19 protein-coding genes are annotated in these 25615 nt (G+C 48.7%); 6 read left to right on the top strand and 13 right to left on the bottom strand.

Annotated elements, in window-relative coordinates; translation table 11 throughout:
• Nucleotides 1-47 precede the first annotated feature (47 nt).
• Nucleotides 48-2522 carry a DUF2309 domain-containing protein gene (locus AAC052_RS00860; protein WP_339810190.1) on the top strand — a complete coding sequence of 825 codons (2475 nt, stop codon included), beginning with the start codon at nucleotides 48-50 and terminating at the stop codon, nucleotides 2520-2522.
• Nucleotides 2523-2588: 66 nt separating this feature from the next.
• On the opposite strand, the gene AAC052_RS00855 is transcribed toward AAC052_RS00860, so the two are convergent.
• Complete coding sequence (locus AAC052_RS00855; protein ID WP_317490438.1) at nucleotides 2589-4220, bottom strand: carboxylesterase family protein; 1632 nt, start codon at nucleotides 4218-4220, stop codon at nucleotides 2589-2591.
• Nucleotides 4221-4396: 176 nt separating this feature from the next.
• On the opposite strand from AAC052_RS00855, the gene AAC052_RS00850 reads away from it, so the two are divergent.
• Nucleotides 4397-5101 (top strand): NUDIX domain-containing protein, encoded by a 705-nt coding sequence (locus AAC052_RS00850; RefSeq protein WP_339810187.1) that lies wholly within the window; start codon nucleotides 4397-4399, stop codon nucleotides 5099-5101.
• A 217-nt stretch (nucleotides 5102-5318) separates the two neighbouring features.
• On the opposite strand, the gene AAC052_RS00845 is transcribed toward AAC052_RS00850, so the two are convergent.
• The 7 genes from AAC052_RS00845 to AAC052_RS00815 all read right to left on the bottom strand — a co-directional run bounded on the left by AAC052_RS00845 (nucleotide 5319) and on the right by AAC052_RS00815 (nucleotide 12891).
• Nucleotides 5319-6578 carry an aminotransferase class V-fold PLP-dependent enzyme gene (locus AAC052_RS00845; protein ID WP_339810186.1) on the bottom strand — a complete coding sequence of 420 codons (1260 nt, stop codon included), beginning with the start codon at nucleotides 6576-6578 and terminating at the stop codon, nucleotides 5319-5321.
• A 120-nt stretch (nucleotides 6579-6698) separates the two neighbouring features.
• Nucleotides 6699-7022 carry a type II toxin-antitoxin system PemK/MazF family toxin gene (locus tag AAC052_RS00840; protein ID WP_339810185.1) on the bottom strand — a complete coding sequence of 108 codons (324 nt, stop codon included), beginning with the start codon at nucleotides 7020-7022 and terminating at the stop codon, nucleotides 6699-6701.
• Nucleotides 7013-7258 carry an AbrB/MazE/SpoVT family DNA-binding domain-containing protein gene (locus tag AAC052_RS00835; RefSeq protein ID WP_317490442.1) on the bottom strand — a complete coding sequence of 82 codons (246 nt, stop codon included), beginning with the start codon at nucleotides 7256-7258 and terminating at the stop codon, nucleotides 7013-7015. Before AAC052_RS00835 ends, AAC052_RS00840 begins: the two co-directional genes overlap by 10 nt.
• Nucleotides 7259-7402: 144 nt before the next feature.
• Complete coding sequence (locus tag AAC052_RS00830; protein ID WP_339810183.1) at nucleotides 7403-10657, bottom strand: S41 family peptidase; 3255 nt, start codon at nucleotides 10655-10657, stop codon at nucleotides 7403-7405.
• 202 nt (nucleotides 10658-10859) lie between these two features.
• Nucleotides 10860-11489 (bottom strand): DUF6624 domain-containing protein, encoded by a 630-nt coding sequence (locus AAC052_RS00825; protein ID WP_317490444.1) that lies wholly within the window; start codon nucleotides 11487-11489, stop codon nucleotides 10860-10862.
• An 85-nt stretch (nucleotides 11490-11574) separates the two neighbouring features.
• Complete coding sequence (locus AAC052_RS00820; protein WP_317490445.1) at nucleotides 11575-12441, bottom strand: alpha/beta hydrolase; 867 nt, start codon at nucleotides 12439-12441, stop codon at nucleotides 11575-11577.
• A gap of 39 nt (nucleotides 12442-12480) precedes the next feature.
• Nucleotides 12481-12891 (bottom strand): heme-binding protein, encoded by a 411-nt coding sequence (locus tag AAC052_RS00815; RefSeq protein WP_317490446.1) that lies wholly within the window; start codon nucleotides 12889-12891, stop codon nucleotides 12481-12483.
• Nucleotides 12892-13096: 205 nt separating this feature from the next.
• On the opposite strand from AAC052_RS00815, the gene AAC052_RS00810 reads away from it, so the two are divergent.
• Nucleotides 13097-14095: a Gfo/Idh/MocA family oxidoreductase gene (locus tag AAC052_RS00810; RefSeq protein ID WP_339810179.1), complete on the top strand. Its 999-nt coding sequence runs from the start codon at nucleotides 13097-13099 to the stop codon at nucleotides 14093-14095.
• Between the two features lie 15 nt (nucleotides 14096-14110).
• Here the strand turns inward: AAC052_RS00810 and AAC052_RS00805 are convergent, their stop codons facing one another.
• From AAC052_RS00805 to AAC052_RS00785, 5 genes are all read right to left on the bottom strand, one after another.
• The gene (locus tag AAC052_RS00805) at nucleotides 14111-15109 is read right to left on the bottom strand and encodes an NADP-dependent oxidoreductase (RefSeq protein WP_339810177.1); all 999 of its coding nucleotides are present in this window, start codon (nucleotides 15107-15109) and stop codon (nucleotides 14111-14113) included.
• A gap of 228 nt (nucleotides 15110-15337) precedes the next feature.
• Nucleotides 15338-15703 carry a cupin domain-containing protein gene (locus tag AAC052_RS00800; RefSeq protein ID WP_339810174.1) on the bottom strand — a complete coding sequence of 122 codons (366 nt, stop codon included), beginning with the start codon at nucleotides 15701-15703 and terminating at the stop codon, nucleotides 15338-15340.
• A 33-nt stretch (nucleotides 15704-15736) separates the two neighbouring features.
• Nucleotides 15737-17455, bottom strand: coding sequence for a beta-xylosidase (locus AAC052_RS00795; protein WP_339810172.1), 1719 nt, complete (start codon nucleotides 17453-17455; stop codon nucleotides 15737-15739).
• A 99-nt stretch (nucleotides 17456-17554) separates the two neighbouring features.
• Entirely contained in the window at nucleotides 17555-17842 is a 288-nt protein-coding gene (locus AAC052_RS00790; protein ID WP_317490451.1) for a hypothetical protein, read from the bottom strand.
• An 89-nt stretch (nucleotides 17843-17931) separates the two neighbouring features.
• Nucleotides 17932-19359: a sulfatase-like hydrolase/transferase gene (locus tag AAC052_RS00785; RefSeq protein ID WP_339810170.1), complete on the bottom strand. Its 1428-nt coding sequence runs from the start codon at nucleotides 19357-19359 to the stop codon at nucleotides 17932-17934.
• 388 nt (nucleotides 19360-19747) lie between these two features.
• On the opposite strand from AAC052_RS00785, the gene AAC052_RS00780 reads away from it, so the two are divergent.
• The 3 genes from AAC052_RS00780 to AAC052_RS00770 are packed head-to-tail and all read left to right on the top strand — an operon-like array spanning nucleotide 19748 to nucleotide 25472.
• Nucleotides 19748-20830 (top strand): efflux RND transporter periplasmic adaptor subunit, encoded by a 1083-nt coding sequence (locus AAC052_RS00780; RefSeq protein ID WP_339810168.1) that lies wholly within the window; start codon nucleotides 19748-19750, stop codon nucleotides 20828-20830.
• A 26-nt stretch (nucleotides 20831-20856) separates the two neighbouring features.
• A complete protein-coding gene (locus tag AAC052_RS00775) occupies nucleotides 20857-24033 on the top strand; it encodes an efflux RND transporter permease subunit (protein ID WP_317490454.1) in 3177 nt (1058 codons plus the stop codon).
• A 5-nt stretch (nucleotides 24034-24038) separates the two neighbouring features.
• Nucleotides 24039-25472: a TolC family protein gene (locus AAC052_RS00770; protein ID WP_339810164.1), complete on the top strand. Its 1434-nt coding sequence runs from the start codon at nucleotides 24039-24041 to the stop codon at nucleotides 25470-25472.
• Nucleotides 25473-25615: the final 143 nt, after the last annotated feature.

The raw sequence follows: 25615 nt of genomic DNA, 5'->3' as shown, positions 1-25615 counted from the left end.
TTTAACCATAAAACCTGATATAGATAAATATGACATACCAAAATCAAATGACTACAGTGAATATGAGTAGTAGTGAGCATCTCAAGGTGCTACGTGAGGCTTGCAAAAAGATTGCACCAGTTTGGCCTCTGGAAAACTTTGTAGCTGTAAATCCATACTTGGGTCACGCTGATCAAACATTTGAAAGCACCGCCCAAACCCTGGCGAAAATAGGTGGTATTCAAATGGCGCTACCACTATCCTTCTACCTTCAGAAAATCAAAGAAGGAAGAATCACCCGAAGTGATCTGCAATCGGTTTTGTCCAAAAAATCAAAAGAGAAAACAAAAGTCGACGACTTTATTGCTCTCATTGAAAATGCCACCGACGAGACAACGGGAGTTTCCACAGTAGCGACTCTGGCGGACGTGGCTACCCAGGTTACCGGAAAGGACTGGAATCGGTTTGCTACGTCAAGGATGTCCACCTGGGCGGCATCGTATTTTGACGACGGGCAGGCAAGCTGGGCCGCTGCTGACCAACAAGCAGCTCTTTTTCCGGCCTGGAAATTTGAAGCTGAAGTTGACAATACAACAGATATCATGGGACTGAAGGGCTTCAGAAAAGCAGCCAAATCGTTGCCGGGCGACCCTGTTAAAGCCATGGATTCCGCACTTCAAATCCTGGAGATGCAGGCAAATATGTTGCCCATTTATCTGCATCGGTTGCTGTTGAGTGTGGGTGGCTGGTCGGCCTTTGCCGCAAGATTGGATTGGGAAAGCGAACTGAATGGGGGTAAAGACGGTAAATTGATGGAGTTTCTCATCGTTTTACTTTGCTGGGAAGCATGTCTTTTCCAAGCCCTCGATAGTCCAAAGCTTAGGGTAAAATGGTTGACAGCCAAAAAATCAATGGTGTTGACATCGACGCCATCAGAAATCAATCAACAACTAACACAAAAACTAATTTTACAAGGGGCCTTTGATCAGGCAGCGCAGCGAGAGATCATTCAAAAATTCAAAGAACCAAAAGCAATAAAGAGCCTATCAGCTTCCCAGGTGAAGGCACAGGCCATATTCTGTATCGATGTCCGATCAGAAGTGTATCGCCGGAACCTGGAGCTGGTAGACCAGGGGATAGATACAATCGGGTTTGCCGGATTCTTTGCTTTTCCTATCAATTATGTGCCCATAGCACACGATCAGGGAGTAGCCCAATGCCCGGTTCTTATTACGACAGGCGCCACCATTTTGGAAGAAATTCCTGATAAGAAAACGCATGAGCAGGCACGAAAAAGCAGAACGCTGAAACACCAGGTGCAGCACATATGGAAGTCGTTCAGGTCAGGAGCCATCACTTGTTTTAGTTTTGTGAGTCCACTGGGGTTGTCCTATCTACCCAAGCTCTTCACAGACAGCTTTGGGCTCAGCCGTCCGGTTCCTCATCCTGATCATGTAGGATTAAAGGGCAAATATATGAAGCTCAAAGGAGCTAGTCTGAATGTGGCGACACACGGCAATGTGGGAGCAGGTATGCCACTGGAACAGCGTGTTCAGGTGGCGAAAAATGCCTTAAATGCGATGTCGCTCACGAGCGATTTTGCCCCGTTTGTGCTAATAGTTGGCCATGGAGCCACTACTGTCAACAACCCGCATGCAAGTGGATTAGATTGTGGTGCCTGCGGCGGGCGGAGCGGAGAGCCCAATGCCAAAGTTGCTGCTGCGGTACTAAATGATAGACAGGTGAGGCAATTACTGAAGGCTGAAAACATTCACATACCGGACACTACTGTTTTTCTTTGCTGTCTGCACGATACCACTACGGATGAAGTAACGATTTTCAATGAGCAAGAAGTGCCAGTTAGTCGGGCAAATGAGTTGGAAGAACTGAAAACTTCGCTGGCAAAAGCTGGCCATGCTTCACGCACCGAACGAGCTCTTCGGATGACTACCAAAGGAAGTGTGGATGATGCTATCATGAGAAGAAGCAAGGATTGGTCGCAGGTTCGCCCTGAATGGGGCCTGGCAGGATGTTCAGCTTTTGTCGTCGCTCCCAGGTTCAGAACAAAAGACCTTGACCTGCAGGGCAGGAGCTTCCTTCATTCTTATGACTGGAAGAAAGACGAGGGATTTAAGGTGCTCGAGCTGATCATGACTGCTCCCATGGTGGTCACCAGCTGGATCAACTTGCAGTATTTTGCTTCCACGGTGGACAATAAAAATTTTGGTTCCGGAAATAAGACGCTCCATAACGTAACCGGTGGTGTTGGTGTGTTAGAAGGGTTCTCAGGAGACCTGAGGGTTGGTCTTCCTATCCAGTCAGTGCACGATGGCAAAAACTATCAGCATGAGCCACTCAGGCTCAATGTGATCATCGAAGCCCCCACCGAGGCTATCGACGCTGTGCTTGAAAAACACAGTGCAGTACGGAACTTGTGTGACAACGAGTGGATTCACCTGCTGGCGATGGATGATGAGGGTATGGTTGCTCGCCGCTACGCTGGAAATTTGCTCTGGGAAGAGATTGGGGCAGTTGGAGTGTAACGGTTGAAGGATTTTTTAAAAAAAGGCCCTGATTTTTTCAGGGCCTTTTTGGTGCTATCAACAGTATCAGTTTTTGTAAGCCTTGTCTAAAAACACGTACCTGGCGTCGTCTTTCGCATCTACTGCTTTGGACTCTACATCGATGATCATGACTGGAGGCGTCGTGTCTTTGGCTTCGGCAGCTGGCCAGTTGGGCACGCCTTCACCATTCGGGTTGCCGGTTTTAATGAAATTGGCAAAGAAGTTTTCCATGGTTTCTGACACTTTGAAGTCGTCGGGCGTCCAGGCATAGTCGTCGACAAGGTAAAGGTTGCCCATGCAGTACTCAATTTCTGAGGCGTGGGAAGCGCCAACTGGTTCTGGCATTTTCGGTGCATTTTCATCTTTCTTCACAGTGCCGCCCGCCAAACCTGAAGCAAGCGTTTGGTCTCTTAGCGGGGGTCTCACTCTGCTGAACAGGTAGCGATACACCGGCTGGTTGCTATTTTTTCTGTGCAGGTCAAACCACTTCCAGGTACTGTAGGAAATGAATCTGTCAGATGCCAGGGCTGTGGCCGAAAGTTCGATCTCTTTTTCTGAGCCATGAGGATACAGCTTGAGTACTTCGCTGTGGGTGTCAGGATAGGCCTCTTTCACCTTTGCCACATAGCTTTCTTCGTTGTAGGGCTTGCCTTGCATAAAGGCCATGCCAGGGATTTCTGCAGAATTCCAGCCCAGCAATAAAGGCACCATGGCCTGCTCCTTGGCATTGAAAATCTGAGGGATGGTTTTAGGATAAAAATACCCATCAATGACTGTCGGGAACCCAAAACGTCTGGATGCCTGGTAAATCTCATATACTTCTTTGGTGCTAAGAGCTCTCAGTTCTTTCAGTGTTGGGTAACCAGCTTTTTGCGCAAACTCAAGTCCTGTTTTTTCAGCCTCAGCCAATGGCACAGGAGCCAGGGTTGGATTGATAGCAGCGCCGCTTTCGCCTATGGCACCGGCAATCAGGTTTTTGGAGAGGGGAGAGGCCATTTGTGCACTCACCGAAATAGAACCTGCTGACTCACCTGCAATAGTTACCTTCTTAGGGTCGCCACCAAAAGCAGCAATATTTTTCTGTACCCATTTGAGGGCAGCATTTTGGTCAAGCAGCCCGTAGTTGCCAGAGCCTTTGTAAGGCGACTCAGCGCTCAGTTCGGGGTGAGCAAAGAAGCCAAAGATGGCCAGGCGGTAGTTAACGGTAACTACTACGATGCCCTTCTTGGCCATGCTGGCTCCATCGTAGCGTGGCTCAGAGCCATCGCCAGCTACAAAGCCGCCGCCGTAGAAATAAACAAGGACGGGGAGGCCGGTTTCTTTGGCTTTAGCGGGTGACCACACGTTCAGGTAAAGGCAGTCTTCGCTGATGCCGTCGGAACGGAAGTTCATGTCGCCGAACACCGCTGCCTGCACGGCACGTGGGCCAAATTTCTTGGTTTGCTTCACACCACTCCAGTTGTCAACAGGCTGCGGCGCTTTCCACCTCAGGTCACCAACAGGTGGTTTGGCAAAGGGGATGCCGAAGTACATTGATAAGCTGGTAGTCACATCGTAGTTGCCTTCGATGGTGCCATTTTCAGTTTTTGCTTGTACGGGAAAACTATTGTTTTTCTGTGCCATGGTTGTAGCGCTGATCAAACATAGCCACCCCATGAGTAAGGTGAGTTTTTTCATATGTAAGTAGGTGTTTTATTATTGTCTCAATTTGTAACAATAATAAAAGAACTTTTGGATAACTCCTATTAATTGTCAATTATTGGGAGTGATGAATCAGCGTTGTGGTCCTGTGGTGCACACGGCGAGGGCTGCAGCCGGGCTGGTGGCACGCATTTTACACTCTCAATGCTCAAATGAACCCAAAGGAATTCCTTCCTCATATTGCTTACGACTCGGTGATCTTCGGTTTCTCTGGCGACAAGCTGAAAATCCTGATCATGGAGTATCACAATACCAGGCTGTTTGCACTGCCAGGGGGCTTTGTGAGAACCAATGAGGCGCTGAATGATGCAGTGCGAAGAGGGCTCAAGGAGCGGACCGGACTAGACGACATTTTTCTGGAACAGTTCTACACCTTTGGCGACATGGCTCGCTTCAAACCGGAGGTGATGAAAACGATCATGCAAGGCCTCAACGACAAGGTGCCCGACAACCACTGGCTGCTCGACCGTTTCATTTCGGTGGCCTACTACGCACTCATCGACTACAAGCAGGTGGTGCCCCGGCCGGACGCCATTTCAGATTCTTGTACATGGTATGACGTAGACAATTTGCCTGTGCTGATACTCGATCATCAAAAAATTGTCGACAAAGCACTTCAAACACTCAGGCAAAACCTGGATCACAAGCTGACCAACCTGCTACCCGAGAAATTCACCATGAAAGAGCTACAGTCGGTGTATGAGGCCATTCTTGGAGAAAAGTTGCGCCGCACCACTTTCCAGCGGAAGTTGCTGGCGTCGGACCTGCTGGTACGCCATGAGAAGCTGTACAATGGAGGAGCACACAAAGCGCCGTTTCTTTATTCGTTTGCAAGGAGTGAGGATTTGGAGAGTTGAGGAATTGGGTATTGGACAACGATGTACCAAATACCCATTATTCGCAGCAAAGATGGGATGACAGGCGTAGGTACGGCAAGAGGGTAAAAGGGAGGGGCCGTCAGACGCCAATCAGCATCCCAGACGTCTGACGGTTTCCTTCGCCGATAGCCAATGCTACCGTGCCGACGCCTTCTTCGTGCGGTCTTCCGTCTTCGGTCTTCCGACCTTTCCGTTCTTAAAGCGTTTCGCCAACAAATTCCACAAACCTTTCCACTTCCGCTTTCGAGTTGTAGATATGCGTCGATACCCGGATGGCGTCGAGATGGCTTTCGGGCACTACCCGCAGACGGAAGCCTGCTTTGGCACCCAGGCTATTGAACTCCCTGTAGCCAATGTTTTTCGGTTTGAATGTAACCATACAGATCCTCGACTGCTTTTCGGCAGGGGTAAGGATGTCGAGCTTTGTTTTGAGTCCCGAAAGCCCGTCGAAAAGAAGGCTCGACAATTCCCGTACCCTTTCCTCTATTTTTTGTTTGCCTACCGACATGTGGAAATCGGCTGAAGCTGCAGCACCCATGTACATAGGTGTACTTTGGGAACCGTAGTCGTAGCGATGGGCAGTGGGAACATAGGTCGCCATACTGGGCGGGTTACTGTACAAATCCCAGCCGGTGTCGGAATAGGCCCCGACTTGATAGACTTGTAAAGTGTCGAGCAATTCTTCCCTTACATAAAGAAATCCGGCGCCATTCGGTCCAAGCATCCATTTGTGGCAGGAAGTGGCATAAAAATCGCAGCCGAACTCCTTCAGGTTCAGGTTGAAAGTACCTGCACCATGCGCTCCGTCAATAGCCGTGAAAATGCTTTTGCTTCGGGCCCAGGCAGCAATCTCTTTGATGGGCAGCACAAGGCCGGTGGTGCAAGTAATATGGGGGACGGCAATAACCCTGGTTTTGGTTGTCACCAATGCTTTTATTTTACTTAAGTTTTCGTCCGCCGTGAGCCCCGGTTCGAATGGCTTAAGTACAATGCCGTGCAGTTTGGCCCGGTTGAGCCAGGGGAGTGCGTTACCGACATGCTCGTGCAGGGTAACGATGACTTCATCTCCTGCTTTGAGCGGCAATCCCCAGGAAACGATGTTGATTCCTTCGGTGGTGTTGTGTGTCAGGCTGAGCTCTTCCGTTTTTACGCCGGCATAGGCTGCCAGCACTTCTCTTGCTTTGTCGGTATGGCCGTATTCGCCGGTACCATTGGTTTCATCGAGGTACTTTTTAATGGTGTCGAGTACTGGAGTTGGCGAGGGGCCAAAGGTCCCGTTGTTGAAATAGACCCGCTTGTCTTGTAGCGGAAAGGCTTTTCTCAATTCGGCCCAGTAGGCCTCGCCGTCTGCTGTTGGGAATTGGAAGGAAGCTGGTACAGTTGATAGAAATGGTATGGCGGAGATACCGATAGCACTTTTGGAGGCTTGTTGAAGAAAGCTGCGTCTATTACTCATAACCCCTAAGTTGTATTCCTTATTTAAAACAGACAAGGCTTTATTTTTATAAGGCCTGGTTGGAAGGGCGATAAAACCGCCAGTCTCATTCCTACCCGTTGCAAACGGGTAGGATGGGTTTTAATCCACAAAAGTCTCCTTTAATACCCTTTTTACCTCAGTAATTTCATGTGAAGCCAATTTGCCCAGCAACCGAATGACCCGCTGCTTGTCAATAGTTCTTATCTGATCCAGTACAATCCACCCCTCAGTTTTATCATGACTGACCGGCACCCTGGTTGGGTAGTTTTTCGATTTAGAGGTCATAGGAGCAATTGTCACAGTACGAATATTGAAGTTCAATTCATTGGGAGAGATGATAACACAAGGTCTTGTTTTTTTGATTTCACTTCCCACCGTAGGATCAAGGTTGACCAGAACGATGCTGTATTGGCTTAATTCCATTCGTCGAAGTCTTCTTCAGCCAATACATCATCAATCAAGAGCTTGTCATCTCCCTCTTTCGCCATTTCTTTAAAGGCATTGTCCCAACCTTTTCTGGGTTGCTGAATAGGCCGTAGCACAATCTGATCCTTTTCAAATATCAACTCCACTTCATCAGTAATGTGGTATTGTTCGAGCACTTGTTTGCTTAGCCTGAGCCCTTTTGAGTTACCTATTTGAATAATAGATGTCTTCATAATGATGTTATGTAATTACAAAGTTATTACATTCCTTGAGAACATTCAAATGATATCCGACCAGGATTGAAAAGGCGATAAAATCGCCAATCTCATTCCTACCTGTTGCAAACGGGTAGGATGGAGGGTAAGTGGCCTATCCGGTTATTTATTCTCAAACGATTTATCAGGATACGCTGGCACTGGTGGCACCGGCCTTGGGTCTTCTTCGATCTTCTTTTGTAAAAACTCGATGGCAGCCTTCAGCTGAGCATCTTCCCCTTCGAAGGTCGCATGAGGCAGGTTGTCGACCACAATATCTGGCTCGAACCCATGGCCTTCCACCAGCCACTTGCCTTCTGGCCCATAAACGCCCATCATGGGAGCCCTGGCAATGCCACCATCGCTCAAAGTATTGACACCGCTCAGCCAAATCTCACCTCCCCAGGTGCGGGTGCCAATGGCTGTGCCCAGCTCCAGCCTTTTGAAACCATCGGCAAAGGATTCGCCATCCGACGCCGTGTTTTGGTCTACCAGAATCACGATATGCCCTCTGAAAGCGTACTGCATGTTCCAGTACGGTTTGCCGGAGCGGCTTTTCCAGTACATCCACGCCTTTCTCAACAGCTTCTCCAGTACAAAGCTTTCGATATTGCCGCCCCGGTTGTGGCGCACATCTATGATCAGGCCCTGTCTGTCAAATACCGGATAGAACTCCCGGTACCACTGCTCAAGATCGTTGCTGCCCATAGCTTGCAGGTGAACATAACCCACACTGTTCGCTGTGGCTTTGTCTACCTCCAGCCTTCTGGAATATTCCCAGTCCCTGTAACGCAAGCCGTAAGGGTTGCTCATAGGCACCACTATCACATCCTTTTCAACGGAGCCACGTTTTACGCTCATTCTGACCTGCTTACCGGCCTGGTTGCGGATCAATTCTCCAATGTCCACAGCACTCAAAGCTGCCTTGCCATTTACGCTGGTAATGACGTCCCCCACTTTCATGTCCAGATAGGGGTCGTCCAGTGGCGACTTTTCATCAGGATAATCGGGGTCAGCTTTATAAATGTAGTCGATGCTGTAGCCGCCTTTACTATCGTCTCTCGAGAAGATAGCACCGAGGCTGGCCACGACTACATTGAGCTCGTCTTCTCTGGTATCTCCTCCTCTTACACTCGTGTGGAGAGCTGAAAGCTCACCAACAAAGCGGCCAATGAGATCCGAAAGCTCTTCTCTTGTCGTTACCCGATCCACAAAAGGCAGGTATTTGGCATGCATAGCATCCCAGTTGACACCGTGCATGTTTTTGTCGTAGAAGTAGTCCCTTTCCATGCGCCAGGCATCAGTAAAGATCTGCTCCCAGTCTTCTTTAGGTGTAATGGCAAACTTCCAGCCGCTGAGGTCGATCTTGTTATCGTTCAAGTCAGCCACCTTACTGGTGCCCGCTTCAACCATGTAGTAATTCCTTTGTTTTACCACCAATATTTTCTCTCCATTCCCAGTTAGATCGAAGCCGTTGATGTCTTCAATCATCGTGACCAGCTTGGGGTCGTCGTTGGTGATCTTTACTACGCCAAGGTGCGTTTTGGCGCCAACCCCTGTTTCTCTACTCAGCATGTAAAGGCCTTTCTTTGTCACCTCAAGTCCCCTGTAATTTCCCGGGCTTACGGGCACTTCTTCAATTCTTTCGGCTATGCCGTCTTTGTCTATTTTTACGGCAACCGCAGGCTTAGCTTCCTCCTTCTTATCACCTTCCTTACCATCAGGCTTGTCTGTTTTAACAGCTAATTCATCGTCAGGACGGAAGGGTGATCTCGTACCTTTTTGAAGGGATATGTGGTAAATCTTTTCCTTGGCATCAAAATACGGCTCTGGCTGTCTTGCTCCCCAGGGTGAGCCTACCAACGTGGTAAAGCTGCGATCCGATAAAAAATAGATGAATTTTCCATCGGGGCTCCAGGCAGGAAAAACGCTGTTCGCTCGGTCGGTAGTAATGGGGAAAGTATCACCCGTATCGACATTGGATACAAATATTTGATCCATGGTATTGTCGGCCGACTGCACAAAAGCTATCCATTTGCTATCGGGTGACCATGAAAACATGCCGATACCTTCTTCGCTGGTCGAGATTTTCTTACTAACCCCCGTTGTGAGGTTCAGTACGAACATGTGCCTCTCCAGGTCATCGTAAGCCAGCCACTTTCCGTCGGGTGAAGGTAATCCTCTATATCTCAGTACGGTGCCGTCTTTGGTAATTGTTTTATGTGCGCCAATGCCATTGGCGGGCATGCTGATGAATTCAAACTCTCCGCTTTCGTCCGACAGCGTGTATATGTTTTTGCCGTCAGCGGAAAACACTGCATCCCGAAAGCGAACATCTTTCTTATCGGTGAACTCCACCGTTCTGCCCGATTTTACAGGCACTACAAACACCCGTCCCCTGGCAGTGATGACTATCCGGTCTCCCTCTTTGTCAGGCAACGCTGAACTGATGTACCTGGCAGGATTGTCCACCCACCTTTCTCTTAGCTGGTCAAGGTCTGTAGGGATCCTGATATCGATTTTGGCTTGGGTGTTGTCAGGAATGCTGTAGTGCCAGATATCGGCGCCCCATTGGTAAACAATTTGGCCGTTGTGGAGACCAGCGTCCCGAACGTCAAAGTCTTTGTGAGTAGTGTGCTGGGTCAGGCCGCCACCGTTTTCGTTGATCGACCATATGTTCATGGTGCCGTCTCTGTCTGTGATGAAATAAACACGCCCATTGTACCACATGGGATGGTGGCTTTCGCCTGCATAGCCGAGTGTAAGCTGAACTGCCTCCGGGCTTCCTTCGGTATACTTCCAAATCTGTCGTGCAGTGCCTCCTTTGTACCTCTTGGTCACATTGCCGTGGTACGATGGCCTTACGAAGTATACCGTTTTACCTGTGGCGTCGAACGACGCTTCGCTGGCCTGCGCAAGTGGCACCCTGGATTTCTTTTTGGTGGCAGGGTCAATGGTTACCAGCTGACGGTCAGGCAGTGTGGCAAACGCTCTTGTATCGTACACTACTTTTCCGTCGGGCGTCCAGCAGTTCATGGTTGAGGCGTCGCTCTCAAAAGTCCAGCGGGTGGGTAAGCCACCGGAGATGGGCATGGTGTAAATCTCCTGCGGCCCTTCGTAGCTGGCCGAAAAGGCAATGGTGGTGCCGTCTGGAGAAATGGCAGCATCCGTTTCTTCTTCTGCGTGAGTGGTGAGTCGTTGCGCCAGGCCACCGGTAAGAGGCACTGTCCAAATATCGCCTTCGGCGGTAAACACTACGGTGTTGCCGTGGATATTGGGGAAGCGGTAGTAGCCTTCAACGCCCTGGGAGATTGAACTGTTGGCGATAAGTAATAGGGTTAAAGTAAAACCGTAGTTAATAGATAGGCGGAATTTCATTTTTGAGTTCATGGTTAATGGGTCGGTAAATCAAAATAGTATGCCAGGCGAATGGCCTGTCGCATAGGGTGGAGATTGCGTTGCTCAGGCAGTGATGTTGCAGCGCAAAGGAATAATTAGTTATTCAATTTAATATTTTCGCCAGAAACTGAACCTTCCATTTATGTATTTTTCACTCAAAGACGCAGAGGTTGGTTTACCCTCATTCCCACCTGCTGACGCCAAACTGATTAAGGTATTCTTCCAGCGGGCCCATGCCACTCAGGGTTCGTATTGAATCTATGTTTGTTGTATCGGCCAAAGGCCAAACATAAGTTGAGTCAAATCTCATGCCTGTGGTCGGGTCGGTTTTGTATTCAGTACGTACCTGGGTGCCGTAAATCTGAGGCTCTCCTCTGTGCATCAGGTATCTGTCCTGATACATGGCCGCAAGGCTCTTTTTTAGTTCATTTCTGCTGGCAGCATCAATGATAAGGTCATAGTATTTGTCCTGAATACTATCTGGAGCGTGCTGAAGCACATAAAAGGTTGCTCTGCCGGCAGAACCGCCCACCATTGATTCTCCGGGGTAGCCACCCACCATGTCAATGATCTCAACAATCCGCCTTACATTGGAAGAATCTGCCTGCCAGATTTTCTTTATTACTTCCTTTGCTTTCGGAGAGTTCCTACCACCTGTTTCTTCTATTGCCAGTAACTCTTTTCTGTACCTCTGGTCAATTTCCAAAATACTATCAAGCTCCACCGTTAGTTTTTCCTTGTCGAAACTTGGTTTTGGTTGACAGCCGAGGATAAATGATACGGAGGCTATTAGAAGGAAGTATCTTTTCATGGCTCTGGGTTCATTTTGCAGTGAACTTAAGAAAGAAAATGTGAAAATGGTATTTATTGAAAACCTGGAACTTATACTTTGTCTGCTACTTTAGCACCTCTTTCAAAAACGCCACCATCTTATCAGTAAACTGCGGCTTGTCATACTCCTGCGTGCCATGGCCAGCGCCATACACCACTTCAAACTGCACCCTCACGTGATTTGCCTCGCAAGCACCCACCAGCTCCAACGACTGGTTGATCGGTACCTGAATATCCTGTTCACCATGCGCAATGAAGATCGGTGGGTCGGTGGGGTCAACCTGATAAACAGGACTGGCCAGCTTTGCCAGGTCTGGCACTTGTTCTACAGGCTTGCCCAGCAGGAGAGCCAGTGCTGGTGCCCGCACACTGATGCCGTGTGGGGTTGACTGACTCAGGATGGTTGTAAAGTTGGTGGGGCCGTACAGGTCAATGGTTGCCTGCACGTCGGAGCTTGTGGTCAGGAAGTCGCCAAGAGTACCTTCCAGTTCCTTGTTTCCGTTGGTAGTGCCGATTAATGCAGCCAGGTGCCCACCTGCGGAGGAGCCCGCCACGATAATTTTGTCAGACCTGTACCCATATTTTTTGGCGTTAGCCCTCAGGTAGCGAATGGCAGCCTTGACATCGTGCGCCATGGCCGGAAAGGGTGCCTCCACGCTCAGTCGGTAGTCGACGCTTGCCAGGGCATAACCATTTTCGAGCAGCCCTTTGGGTGGGTTTTCTTTTGAACCCGAATGCCAGGCGCCTCCATGCACCCACACCACCAGGTAAGGGTTAGGCGAATTTTCAGGCAGGTATATATCGACTAGCAGGTCCCTGCCTGTTTTTGCATAAACAATGTTCTTGTACTGCTGTCCGACAACCAGCTGCGTGGATAGAAGTAGCAGCAGCGCTGTCACCAGGGTTGTTTGTGTGGTATACTTTCTCATCATGTTGCAGATTAGCAGTTCATCTCTATTTCTGGATGGGACTTATGGGAAAACAGCCGCTATAGCTTCTTCCGCTATCCTCTCATCTTCCGATTCGGTGAGTCCGCTGATGCCGATGCCACCAATTACTTTTTCATTTTGGACAATTGGGAGGCCACCACCAAAGCCGGTAATGCCAGTATCGGTCCAGTAGCCTTGTTCACGATTAACGGTGCGCATAAATTCTCCCATGGACCTGGTTGATTTCCAGTCCCTGGCGCTGGTGTAAGCCTTACTTTGGGCGATTTGGGCTGTGGCTGGATTGGCACCGTCCATGCGAAGAAAGGAGATGAGCTCCCCTTCAGTGCCTGTTATGGCTACAGCGATGCTTTTATCGATTTCTTTAGCCAGCTCTACGGCTTTTGCAACGAGCTTGAGGGCTTCTTCCGCACTTACTTTCTGAATCGTATGCATTTACACTTAGTGGGTTTAAGTTATTTGTGTCTTTTACGTGGTAAGCCCTGAAAATAGGCATAATATTAAACTTTTGCCCGAGCCTTTGAGCCAAAGGTGTGTAGGGCGTGCCACCGGCCTGCCATTGAGCCGACCGGATTTTCATTATCAGCCTGAAGTGGCTATTATTGTCTGAAACCATATTTTCCACAAGTCATCAATAACAATGACACAGCAAAGAGTTAGATGGGGCATTATAAGCACCGCCAAAATTGGAATGACCAAGGTGATACCTGGCATCAAAAAAAGTGAGTTTTGCGACGTAGTGGCGATCAGCTCCAGAAACCAGTCTGCTGCTGATGAGGCGGCTAAGAAACTGGGCATACCGAGGGCTCATGGCTCCTACGAAGCGCTGCTGGCCGACCCTGAGGTAGACGCCATTTACAATCCATTGCCCAATCATTTGCATGTGGAATGGACGATCAAGGCCATAGAAGCTGGTAAGCATGTGCTGTGCGAAAAGCCGGTGGGTATGGGTGCCACAGAAGCCGAGCAACTATTGGCGGTAAGCAAAAAGCATCCTCAGCTCAGGGTAATGGAGGCCTTTATGTATCGATTCCATCCGCAGTGGGTGAAGGCAAAAGAGCTGGTGAAGTCGGGCGCCATTGGGGAAGCCAAAGTGGTGCAGTCTTTCTTTTCTTATTACAATGTTGACCCCAACAATGTCCGTAACCAGGCCGATATTGGCGGCGGCGGATTGATGGACATTGGCTGCTATTGCATTTCGTTTCCCAGGTTCCTTTTTAGTGAAGAACCAACACGGGCTGTGGGCCTGTTGGATTTTGATCCGGTGATGAAAACGGACAGAATAGCTTCGGGGCTGCTCGATTTTTCAGGTGGAAAATCAGCCACCTTCACGTGCTCTACGCAACTCATGCCGTATCAGCGCTGTATAGTGTTTGGCACTGAGGGTTATGTGGAAATAGAAATACCAGCCAATGCACCGCCCGACACTCCCTGTCGCATCTGGCTGGTGACGAAGGAAAAAAAGGAAGAAATCATGCTCCCTGTTGCTGACCAGTATACCTGTCAGGCTGATGTTTTTGCGAAGGCCATACTCGACAACAAACCAGTACCGACACCCCTGGAAGATGCCGTTAACAACATGAAGGTGATTGATGCTATTTTCGAAAGTGGTAAAAGCAAAAGTTGGGTGACGAATTGATCACCCACTTTTCGGCTAAGCCTTCACTAACATTTTACCAGTATTGTGTCCTTTAAACAAGCCCAATAGTGCTGTTGGTAGCTGATCGAATCCATCAATAATAGTTTCAGTCGTTTTTAGTTTGCCCTCTTTCACCCAATGAGCCAGGTGTTTGAAACCTTCCGGGTATTTGTCTTGAAAATTGAAAACGATAAAGCCCTGCATAAGCACGCTTCTCGTAAGCAGCATAGGCTGTAAGCGAGGCCCGGTAGCCATTTCAGTATTGTTGTACAACGAGATCTGTCCACACAGCGGTATGCGAGCATGAAAGTTAATATTGCTGATCACAGCATCTGAAATAGGGCCTCCTACGTTGTCAAAATAAATATCAACTCCATTGGGACATGCCTCTTTTATGGCCAATCGCATGTTGGGCGTGGTTTTGTAGTTGATCGCTTCGTCAAAGGCAAATTCTTTTTTGATCAGCGCCACCTTTTCGTCTGTGCCGGCGATACCCACTACTCTACAGCCATGGATTTTGGCCATTTGCCCTACCAACACTCCGACGGCGCCCGCAGCACCCGACACCACCACCGTTTCTCCCGCCTTCGGCTTCCCAATATGCATAAGACCGAAATAGGCAGTAAGCCCCGGCATTCCCAAAATACCGAGGTAGTAGCTGGCGGGTGCAATCGTCGTGTCAACTTTCCTTAATTCCTTCTCATTGGCAACGATCTGCTGTGCCCACGAAAGCATGCCGAGCACCACATCACCTTCTTTGAAAAGGTCAGACTTGCTTGAAAGTACCTTGGCTACCACGCCTCCGTAAATCGGCTTGCCTACCTCAAAGGGTGGGGCATACGACCTGGCATCACTCATGCGGCCACGCATGTATGGGTCGACCGAGTAGTACAATCCCTGTAGAAGTACCTGGCCTGCCTGAAGTGCGGGCACCTCTGTGGTTTCAAACCTGAAAGTGTCTTTGGTGGGGGTGCCAACGGGTCTGGCGGCCAGAACGATTTGTTGTGTAGTCATGCTTGAGTGTTTGAAGGTAAAGGTATAAGAAATGCGGTGATTCGATGAATGCTCACCCACCTACTGAAACTTCAGTTCTTGAGCAGTCTGGCGGGATTATGCTTTGTGGTGATCGTATTCACCAAAAAGCATAACTATTGGTGAACATGATCACCAAAAGTCATGTTTTGTACCCGAAACACACCCAAAGATTAACCTTCACTGAAAACGGCAGGATATTGTAGTCGCTTAAATCTTTTCAATCTTCTCCCTTGTAAGTTCACCGGGATTGTTTCCTGTGTTAACGGTTGCAGCAGGCTCAAACAGCATCACGGAAACTTCTTGTTCAGCCACTGGTCGGTGCTCCACACCTCTGGGTACAATGAGGAACTCATTTTCTTGAATGATCACAGTTTTGTCTCTGAACTCCATATGCAACTCGCCTTTGATCACGTAAAACATTTCGTCTTCGTTATCGTGCTTGTGCCACACAAACTCACCGAGGAGCTTGGCCAGTTTCACATGCTGGCCATTGAGCTCGCCCACAATGCGTGGGTGCCAGTGGTCAGAGAACAGGGAGAGTTTTTCGTTGATGTTGATTAGGTCAGCTTTCATTGGAAAAGTTGGAGGCAGGTTTTTTTGACAAATTTACCACTCTAGCTTCAACAGAGAAATGCCTTGCCTTGGAAGCTTCATACTGATGGTAAGTTTTTTGTTTTTCACATCCATCCATTCAGGTGAGCCATATAGTTTAAGCTGTCCTGCTTCTTCGAGAGTTGCCATTTGTTCGCTTGTAGGGTTTTGCGGACTTCCCATTTCTTTCCACACAGTGTAAGAGTTGCTGTGCTCCTGATCAATTCGGTAGTGGGTGAGCAAGATTCTTCCATCTGTTGGAAAACCCCCGATATTTATTTTAACGGGAGAGTCTTCCACGGCCAGGTCATTGGTGTCGTGATAGTTCCAAATCATTACTGTAGCTGCTTTTTGCGACTTTGAAGCCAATGCATTGACGTCAGGTGCCGGGCCTCGCACACTTTCATCCCGGACTTTGACGTAGTCGTAGCTTAAGTTGTCCTGACTTACTTCCACTCTTTGGTCCTCCATCATGCCAAACATGCGGAAGGTATTGAGCACTGGCTTATCGACGCCATTAGTAGCCATGTCTCTGAAACCGGCAAACCAGGGCTGTTCTTCGAATTCGAAACCCCAGGTAATGGCCCCAAGGAGGTTGACGCCGTGGTGTTTGGCGAGGTCGTATTTTCTGGCAAAGGCGGCAGCTGTATAGGCCGCATACATGGTGCCGTTGCGGTAAGCATTGTGTGGGTAATCGGCTTCTGAGCACGCCGCACACCCTTCTGGATCTGACTCGCCAATCAGAATAGGTAAGTGTTTGAGGGTCGGGTAGGAGGCTACGACTTCAAACCCTTTGTCGATATCACGCAGCTGAGTACCTATGTTCATTTGCACCATGCCGTCCACCACTTTCGGACTGCCTTTTGCATGGAACGAAATAAAGTCCAGCGGAGAGCCGGTTTTGCCAGTCACATAGTTTTTGCCGGACACTACATGATCAAGAAATGTCCGGAGAAACTCTTCAGCTTTATCCCAACCCGGGCCTGTGGTTTCCGGGCCACCTACTTTGGCTGTTGGCAGTGCTCGTTTTACGGCATCGGCACTGTAGTCATACAGCTTAATGTACTCCTCGGTCGTTCCCTGCCAGTAGCCAATATTGGGCTCGTTCCACAGTTCCCAGTACCAGCTTTCCACTTCTTCTTTTCCATACCGATCCACGCAGTGAGTTACCCACTGGTAAACCAGCTCAGCCCACTTTTTATAGTCTTTAGGCGGATAAGCCCAGCCTGTGTAAATGTCGTTGTACGCTGCGCCGGGCTTCCAGTAATGCCGATAAGGCTCAGGTTTGCTCGAAAGCGCCTGAGGCATGAACCCGATTTGTGCAAATGGCTTCATGCCCCGCTCGATATAGGTGTCGAATATCCTGTCGACGATTGTCCAGTCGTAAATGGGCCGACCTTTTTTATCTTCAGTATAGGCATTGGTGGAGCCCCATTTCAGTCCATAAGTGCCTTCTCCTGTTACCAGCAGGCTATGTGCTCTCACATAAACGGGTACTTTGCTTAGCTTCGCAATTTCCGAAAGCAGCTTTTGCCCATCTTTCATATACGTGTAATTGGGCTCGTCGTAGCCCCACCAGGCCCAGATGGGATCAAGCTCACCCATTTCTTTCGTTAGGTCGATCTGGATGGTTACAGGTTCAACGGCGTATTGGGCGGAGGAATGATAGGTGGAAATAGAAAAGAGTAGGAAGCATACTGGCTTCCACAAAACCAATGATTTTGATATGGCCATTAGAAGAGGTGTTGAATGTAGTAATCAGCCTAATGTAAACAAAAATACTGGCTTGCTGTAGCTACAACTGCACAAAGCTAAGGTTGACCGAATTTTGGATCAGAAAAGAAGGAAATAAAAAGCCAGGCTGATTGCGGCCACAGTTGCCACCAGCAGCATTCTTTTTTTAGTAGTACGTCGCTTGTTGTCAACCGCCAGTTGTGCTCTCAGGGATGCGAGGTATTGGGTGCTTGCCTTTCTATAAACAGGAGCCTTTCTGGAAATGATGGAATCGGTGATGTAAGCTGTGTCGAAGTTTTTGTAAGGCCCGGCACCTTTTCCTTTCAGGAGTGATCTATTGTTCCTGAGGGTTTTAATCGCATCGATGGCAAAACCTGCGCCGTGCATGGAGAAGGAGGTTGTTTCTCCTTTTAACGGCGCAAGATTGGTTCAGGTTGCCGGCTTGGTATGAAGGAAAAAATAGCTTTTGTTGCCATCTAATTTCCTCCTGGAAACCATTCCTGATCAAAAGCGCTTCTTAGCTCCTTTAATTTTTCATCATACTCGGGGTTGGCCGTAAAATGTGTCATTTCGTGGGGATCGTTGTTAAGGTCGATCAGGTTTTCCTCTATACCGACCACGTCGTACCGCAGGTATTTGAGGCCATCTGCCGACACCACCATCTTACCTACCTGGCTCTCAACGCCAAGATGCTCCCGCCAGCCCACTTTCTTTCCTTCGAACAAAGGCCGCAAGCTCCTACCCCGGGGATCCGATTTTCCGTCGATGCCAGCGTAGTCGCACAGGGTTGGCAGCAGGTCCAGTCCGTTGGATATCAGGTGGGTGCTGTCGACCCTTGCCGCCGGAATCTGGCCTTTCCACATGGCCAGAAAGGGGACGTTCGCTGCCTCCTCATATAGAAGACTTTTGTGCTCCAGCCGGTGTGATGCATCCATTTCGCCGTGGTCGCTGGAAAGCAAAACCAAGGTGTTTTCTTCCTGTCCGCTGGCTTTCAGCGCATCCAAAATTGTTTGAATCTGCCTGTCAACCACCTCTGTAAGGCGGTGGTAGGCCCAGCGGTGCATGCGCCATTGCCTTTCGGCGTAGTGCTCACGGGCCTGCTTCTGAAAATTTCTTTGATCAACCCGCCAGCTAATGGCGGCCGGTTCATCTTCCTGAGGTTCAAAGTTAGGTGGTAGTGGAGGGCAATACTTGCTGAAAAACTCTTCTTCACTTACACCCTCAGGCAGCTTTAGCGCCTCGTCGAGTGTGGCTAATTCTGTTTCGCCAATTTCGAGCAGCCGCTTTTCCTGCTGTGTTTCCGCAAAATCCCGAATGGCCATGTAGCAAATGTCGTGTGGATTGATCAGCGACACCACCAAAAAGTAGGGCTTTTCATGGGGTGTGGAAATGTACTTTGCTGCCTCCAGGGCCAGCTCGTCTCGCTCATCGTTTGTGATGTCGGTGAAGCCAAGCACTTCCGGCGTGAGTGACTTTGGTAGGTGTTCTTTTCCGCCAAACACCAGGTCGTATCCGGCCGCTTTCAGGTAAGCTGCTATGGTGGTGCTTTGCACGTTTACCGACACGTCAGGAATCCTCATGGCTCCAACATTTTCCCGCACCGGCTGACCATTAGCGTCATTGAAGTAGCCCGGAAATCTGCCAGTCATCATGCTTACTCTGGAAGGTGTGCAAACAGGGTTGGTCACATAGGCCCGAGTAAACCTAATGCCATTGGCGGCTATGTAGTCCATGGCTGGCGTCTTCAGCCACTGGTTGCCGACGCAGCTCATCATGCTGGCATTTTGCTGGTCGGTATAGATATAGATGATGTTCGGTTTTTGACTAACCTTTTCGGATTCGTTACCGCACCCGTAAACGGCGGTTGCCAGTAACACGATGGCGAGTTTTCTTATTTTATCCATTGTGTCAAACTGTATGCGAGTGTTAAATTTTTTGTAAGAACCGCTTTGACGAAGATGCCGACTGCAAGAACAGTGACCTGGTTTTTTAACGTACTTTTCACTGTTTTTCGAGTGTTATTACTGACAATCCAATATAATCAATTGCACAAGGTAACCGGGTAGTTTTTCAAATTTTGTGCAAGCTTGCCGGTTAACTCTTTACAAATTCTCACTATTGGGCGCTGTTTTTTGCACGATTAGCAACCTCCTACAAGGCTTTTTTTAAATCTTCAGCAAAACTTCAGAATTACTCCCGAAATACTTCAGAATCAGTAGATGAATTTTGTTCAGTCAAAAGTGACAACTGAAATAATCAAGTTTTTTGGAGAATCAAGAACGCAAAATTATTATGAATAAAACGCTCATGTTCGTGGGTTTGTGTGCCCTGTTGTGCTACACAAGCTGTGAATCGCACAAGGAAAAAGAGGAGGAAGAAACTAAATTTTTAGTGACTAGTCCGTTGAGGATGGACACAACCGTTACAAAAGATTACGTGTGTCAAATTCGGTCCGTACAGCACATTGAACTTCGGGCACTTGAAAAAGGCTATTTGCAAAAAATATACGTGGACGAAGGGCAGCGTGTAAAAAAAGGGCAGCTAATGTTCCAGATAATGCCCAAACTATATGAAGCGGAGCTCCAAAAGGCACAAGCAGAGGCCAGTTTTGTTGAAATTGAGTACCAGAACACAAAACGACTGGCAGAAAGTAATGTGGTAGCACCAAATGAGCTGGCCTTGGCCAAAGCCAAATATGATAAAGCAATGGCTGAGGTATCGCTGGCTGAAGTTCACCTGGGATTCACCCAAATCAGGGCACCTTTCGATGGGCTTATGGATCGTTTTCACGTAAGGCAGGGTAGCCTTGTCGACGAGGGAGACCTGCTGACAAACCTTTCGGACAATAGCAAAATGTGGGTCTACTTTAATGTTCCGGAAGCAGAGTATCTGGAATACGAATCCAGTGTGAAATCTGAAGACAAGATGGAGGTTGGTCTCTTGATGGCTAACAACAGGCTGTTCAACCACAGAGGCGTTGTGGAAACCATTGAGGCGGACTTTAACAACGAAACCGGCAATATTGCTTTCAGAGCAACCTTTCCGAACCCCAATGGATTACTCAGGCATGGCGAGACGGGCAATATACAAGTGACGGTAGACCTTAAGGGCGCCCTGCTTATCCCTCAGAAGTCGACTTTCGAAATCCTCGACAAAAGATATGTTTATGTGATCGACGAGGAGAATAAGATCAGGTCAAGGGCAATAACCATTTCAGCCGAAATGCCGCACATTTATGCCGTTCAGAGCGGGTTGGAAGTAAACGATAAAATCCTTCTGGAAGGGCTGAGGCTGGTCAGAGAAAATCAGGAAATAAGTTTTGAATTCAAGGATCCGGCAGAAGTACTGTCGCATTTAACGCTCTATGCGGAATAATCAGGCATCCTTAAAATCCAGAAGAAATGTTTAGTAAAATAATTCATAGGCCCGTTTTTGCCATTGTAATTTCGGTCATTATCGTTTTTGTGGGTTCGCTGGCTATTAAGCAGCTGCCTATCTCGCAATTTCCCCAAATTGCCCCAACAACCGTAAGTATTTTCATTGCTTACCCAGGTTCCAGTGCCGATGTGCTGGTTAAGTCGACGCTTATTACCCTTGAAAACTCTATCAACGGTGTTCAGGGTATGAGGTACATGACCACCGATGCCACCAGTGCTGGCGAAGCTACAGTCACTATCATCTTTGAACCAGGCACGGATCCCAACCAGGCGGTTATCCGGGTGAAGACCAGGGTGGATCAGGTGATGCCTCTTTTGCCCGCACTTGTGCAACGTGAAGGGGTTATCATCACACCCATCCAGCCCAGTATGTTGATGTATGTGAACCTCTACAGTACTGAGGAAGGGTTGGATGAAAAATTCCTGTACAACTACGCCAACGTTAAAATGATTCCTGAAATAAACAGGATCAATGGTGTGGCCAGAACGCAGATATTGGGTAGCCGCACCTACGCTATGCGGGTGTGGCTCAACCCTGACCGCATGAGGGCCTACAATATCTCTATTGAGGAAGTAATGGAGGCTCTTGCCGAACAAAGCATTATTGGTCGTCCGGGTAGAATAGGCCAAAGTTCAGGTATCGCTGCGCAGTCGTTAGAATACGTACTCACATATAAAGGCCGGTACAACAAGCCGGAAGAATACGAGCAAATCATTGTTCGGGCGAATGCTGAAGGTGAAAGCATACACCTGAAGGACATTGCCACAATTGAGCTGGGTAGCGAGTTTTTTGACATTTATTCTAACCTGGATGGGCATCCTTCTGCGGCTATTGTATTGAAGCAGAACTACGGCAGCAACGCCAGTGAAGTTATTGCTGAGGTGAAGGCGAAGCTTGAAGAAATGAGAGTCAGTTTCCCTCCGGGAGTGGACTACAAAATCAGTTATGACGTATCCAAGTTTCTGGACGCCTCCATTGAGCAGGTGACCCACACTTTGCGTGATGCCTTTATCCTGGTGGCCCTGGTAGTGTTTGTATTCCTTGGCGACTGGCGCTCCACGCTCATACCGATTCTGGCTGTTCCTGTATCCCTCATCGGTGCATTTTTTGTCATCCAGTTTTTTGGGCTTTCTATCAACCTGGTGACACTGTTTGCTCTTGTGCTGGCCATTGGTATAGTGGTGGACGATGCCATTGTGGTGGTGGAAGCTGTCCACGCCAAAATGGAAGAGGAGCACCTTTCTCCTTACAATGCCGTGAAAAAGGTAATGGGGGAGATCAGTGGAGCGATTATCGCCATCACCATGGTAATGGTGTCGGTGTTTCTGCCAATTTCGTTTATGACCGGCCCGGTGGGCACCTTCTACCGGCAATTCTCTATTACGATGGCCAGCTCGATTGTGATTTCGGCGGTGATAGCACTTACACTTACACCGGTATTGTGCGCCATGCTGCTGAAGAACACACACGGGCAACCCAGAAAGAGAACACTGATGAACCGGGCACTCGATAGTTTCAACAGTGGCTTCGAAAAAGTAACTGGAAAATACACGGGCTTGCTAAGGCTGATAGTTAACAGAAGAGCGCTTACTTTCATCATTTTGGGAGTATTCTGCGCAGGTATATTCTTTGAAAATGAAATTCTGCCAGCTGGATTTATCCCCAGCGAGGACCAGGGCACTATTTACGCTATCATCCAAACACCTCCGGGTGCCACCCTCGAAAGAACCAATCAGGTGTCTCAGCAGCTTCAGAAAATTTGCGAGGAAATTGATGGTGTGGAATCCGTTTCTTCGCTGGCTGGCTACGAGATCATGACAGAAGGTCGGGGCTCCAACGCAGGTACTTGTTTGATCAACCTCAAGCCCTGGTCGGAGCGGAAGCATTCGGTGAAAGAGATCATGGAAGAGCTGGAGGAGGAGTCGAAAGGCCTGGGGGCTATTGTCGAATTCTTCGAGCCGCCTGCTATCCCCGGGTTCGGGTCTTCCGGAGGTTTTTCCATGCGTTTGCTGGATAAAACTACGGACACCGACTACCAGGAGTTTGATAAAATAAACAAGGAGTTCATGGACAACATGAGCAAGCGCCCGGAGCTTACTGGTTTGTTTACCTTCTTCGCTGCTAACTATCCTCAGTACGAGCTGTTGATAGATAACGAACTGGCCATGCAAAAGGGCGTTTCGATCGGCAAGGCAATGGAAAACCTGAACATACTTATAGGGAGTACCTACGAGCAAGGCTTTATCAGGTTCGATAGGTTTTTCAAGGTGTATGTTCAATCTGCACCGGAGTTTAGAAGACTTCCCTCCGATGTTTTGAACTTGTTCGTGAAGAATGACCGGGAGGAAATGGTACCCTACTCATCGTTCATGACACTTGAGAAGAAGCAGGGGCCTAACGAGATTACCCGCTACAACATGTACAACTCGGCTGCCATCAGGGGACTACCTGCACCGGGATATACGACCGCCGATGCTATTCAGGCCATTACTGAAGTGGCGGCCCAAACGTTGCCGAAAGGGTATGACATCGCCTGGGAAGGTCTTTCTTATGATGAATCAAAAAGAGGGAATGAAGCACTTTATGTCTTCATCATTGTGGTACTGTTCGTCTACTTTGTGCTGGCAGCTCAGTACGAAAGCTTCCTTTTGCCTCTGGCGGTAATATTCTCCTTGCCAGTTGGGGTGTTTGGCTCGTTCCTGTTCCTTAAGGTAATGGGATTAGACAACGATATTTATGCACAGATTGGTCTCATTATGCTGGTGGGCTTGCTGGGTAAAAATGCAGTGTTGATTGTGGAATTTGCAGTTCAGAAACGGCGACACGGAGCAACAATTTTTGAAGCAGCCATTGAAGGTGCCAGGGTACGTTTCCGGCCTATCCTGATGACATCATTTGCCTTCATTGCCGGTTTGATTCCTCTGGTGATTGCCACAGGTGCGGGCGCCATAGGTAACCGAACCATCGGCTCATCGGCCCTCGGAGGTATGCTCTTTGGAACCATATTCGGTGTGATCATCATTCCGGGACTGTACTACATTTTTGGAAAACTAGCGGACGGCCGTCAGCTGATCAGGGATGAATACGATAGGCCTCTGAGTGAGGAGCCCCAACACACACATTCGAAAGAAATAAATTGATTATCATGTTGAAACGAATCATATATAGATGGGTTGGAGTGGCCTGCCTTTCCTTAGCGGTTTGGGCCTGTAAAACGCCCGACTTAGTACAAAAAACAGAGAGCAAGGCAGTGCCTGTGAGCTACAGCAGCTCGCAGGACACCACCAACACTGGCAAGGTTCGGTGGCAGGACTATTTTACTGATCCGTACCTGATCTCCCTGATTGACACAGCTTTGCAAAACAACCAGGAGTTGAACATTGTGTTGCAGGAAATTCAAATTGCCAGAAACGAAGTGCAAGCCAGAAAAGGAGAGTATTTACCTTTCGTAGGCTATGGTGCGGGTGCCGGTGTTGACAAGCCTGGCCGTTACACAAGCAAGGGCTCCAGCGAGGCTACCACGGAAATTAAGCCAGGCAAGGAAACGCCAGATCCGCTGCCCGATTTCATGGCGGGGCTGTATGCTTCATGGGAAGTGGACATTTGGCACAAGCTGCGCAATGCAAAGAAGTCAGCTTTCAACAGATACCTGGGAACCGTGGAGGGCAAGAACTTTCTGGTAACCAACCTGATTGCCGAAATTGCCAACTCCTACTACGAACTGCTGGCGCTGGATAATCAGCTGAGAATAGTGCAGCAGAACATTGAAATACAAAGCAATGCGCTCGAAATCGTGAGGCTACAGAAGCAGTCGGCCCGGGTAACTGAGCTGGCCGTTCGCAGGTTTGAGGCACAGGTACTCAACACCAGAAGCCTTCAGTTCGGTATTCAGCAGCAGATCATTGAAACTGAAAACAGGATCAACTTTTTGGTTGGCCGGTTTCCGCAACCCATTCAGCGCAACTCACAAAGTTTTATTGAACTGGTGCCCAATGTACTGAATGCCGGTGTTCCCGCCCAACTGCTTGAAAATCGTCCTGACGTAAGGCAAGCCGAGTTAGACCTGGTAGCAGCCAAACTGGATGTGCAGGTGGCCAAAGCCAGGTTCTATCCTTCGCTGGGCCTTTCTGCAGGCTTGGGCTTTCAGGCGTTTAACCCGATTGACCTGGTAAAAATGCCTGAGTCGCTGATATATGGACTGGCGGCTGATTTGGCAGGGCCGCTGATCAACAAAAATGCGATCAAGGCAGCTTATTCAAGCGCTAATGCCATGCAGATACAGGCGGTGTATAATTACGAGCGAACCATATTGACCGCTTACATTGAAGTGGCTAATCAGCTGTCCAATATCGGCAATCTGGCAAACACTTTCGAACTGAAATCACTTCAGGTCGAAGCCCTAACCGAGTCGGTCGACATTTCAAGCAATCTGTTTCGCTCAGCCCGGGCCGATTACATGGAGGTGCTGCTGACTCAACGAGATGCGCTGGAATCAAGGTTTGAGCTGATTGATACCAAAATGGCGCAAATGCACGCTGTGGTAAATGTGTATCAGGCGCTGGGTGGTGGATGGAGATAAGCACCATCGCCAAATGTAAGAAATGGAGCTGTTTGGGTTAGGAAGAAAGGTTGATCGATTGAAGTAACAGTAGTAGAACAACTCCACAAAAGGCCTCCGAAGTCGAAAGATTTCGGGGGCTTTTTTTGTTTTGGCGGTCTGGA

The organism is uncultured Imperialibacter sp., from assembly GCF_963974565.1.
GTDB classification, from domain to species: domain Bacteria; phylum Bacteroidota; class Bacteroidia; order Cytophagales; family Cyclobacteriaceae; genus Imperialibacter; species Imperialibacter roseus.
This window is presented reverse-complemented; position numbering and strand designations above follow the sequence as displayed.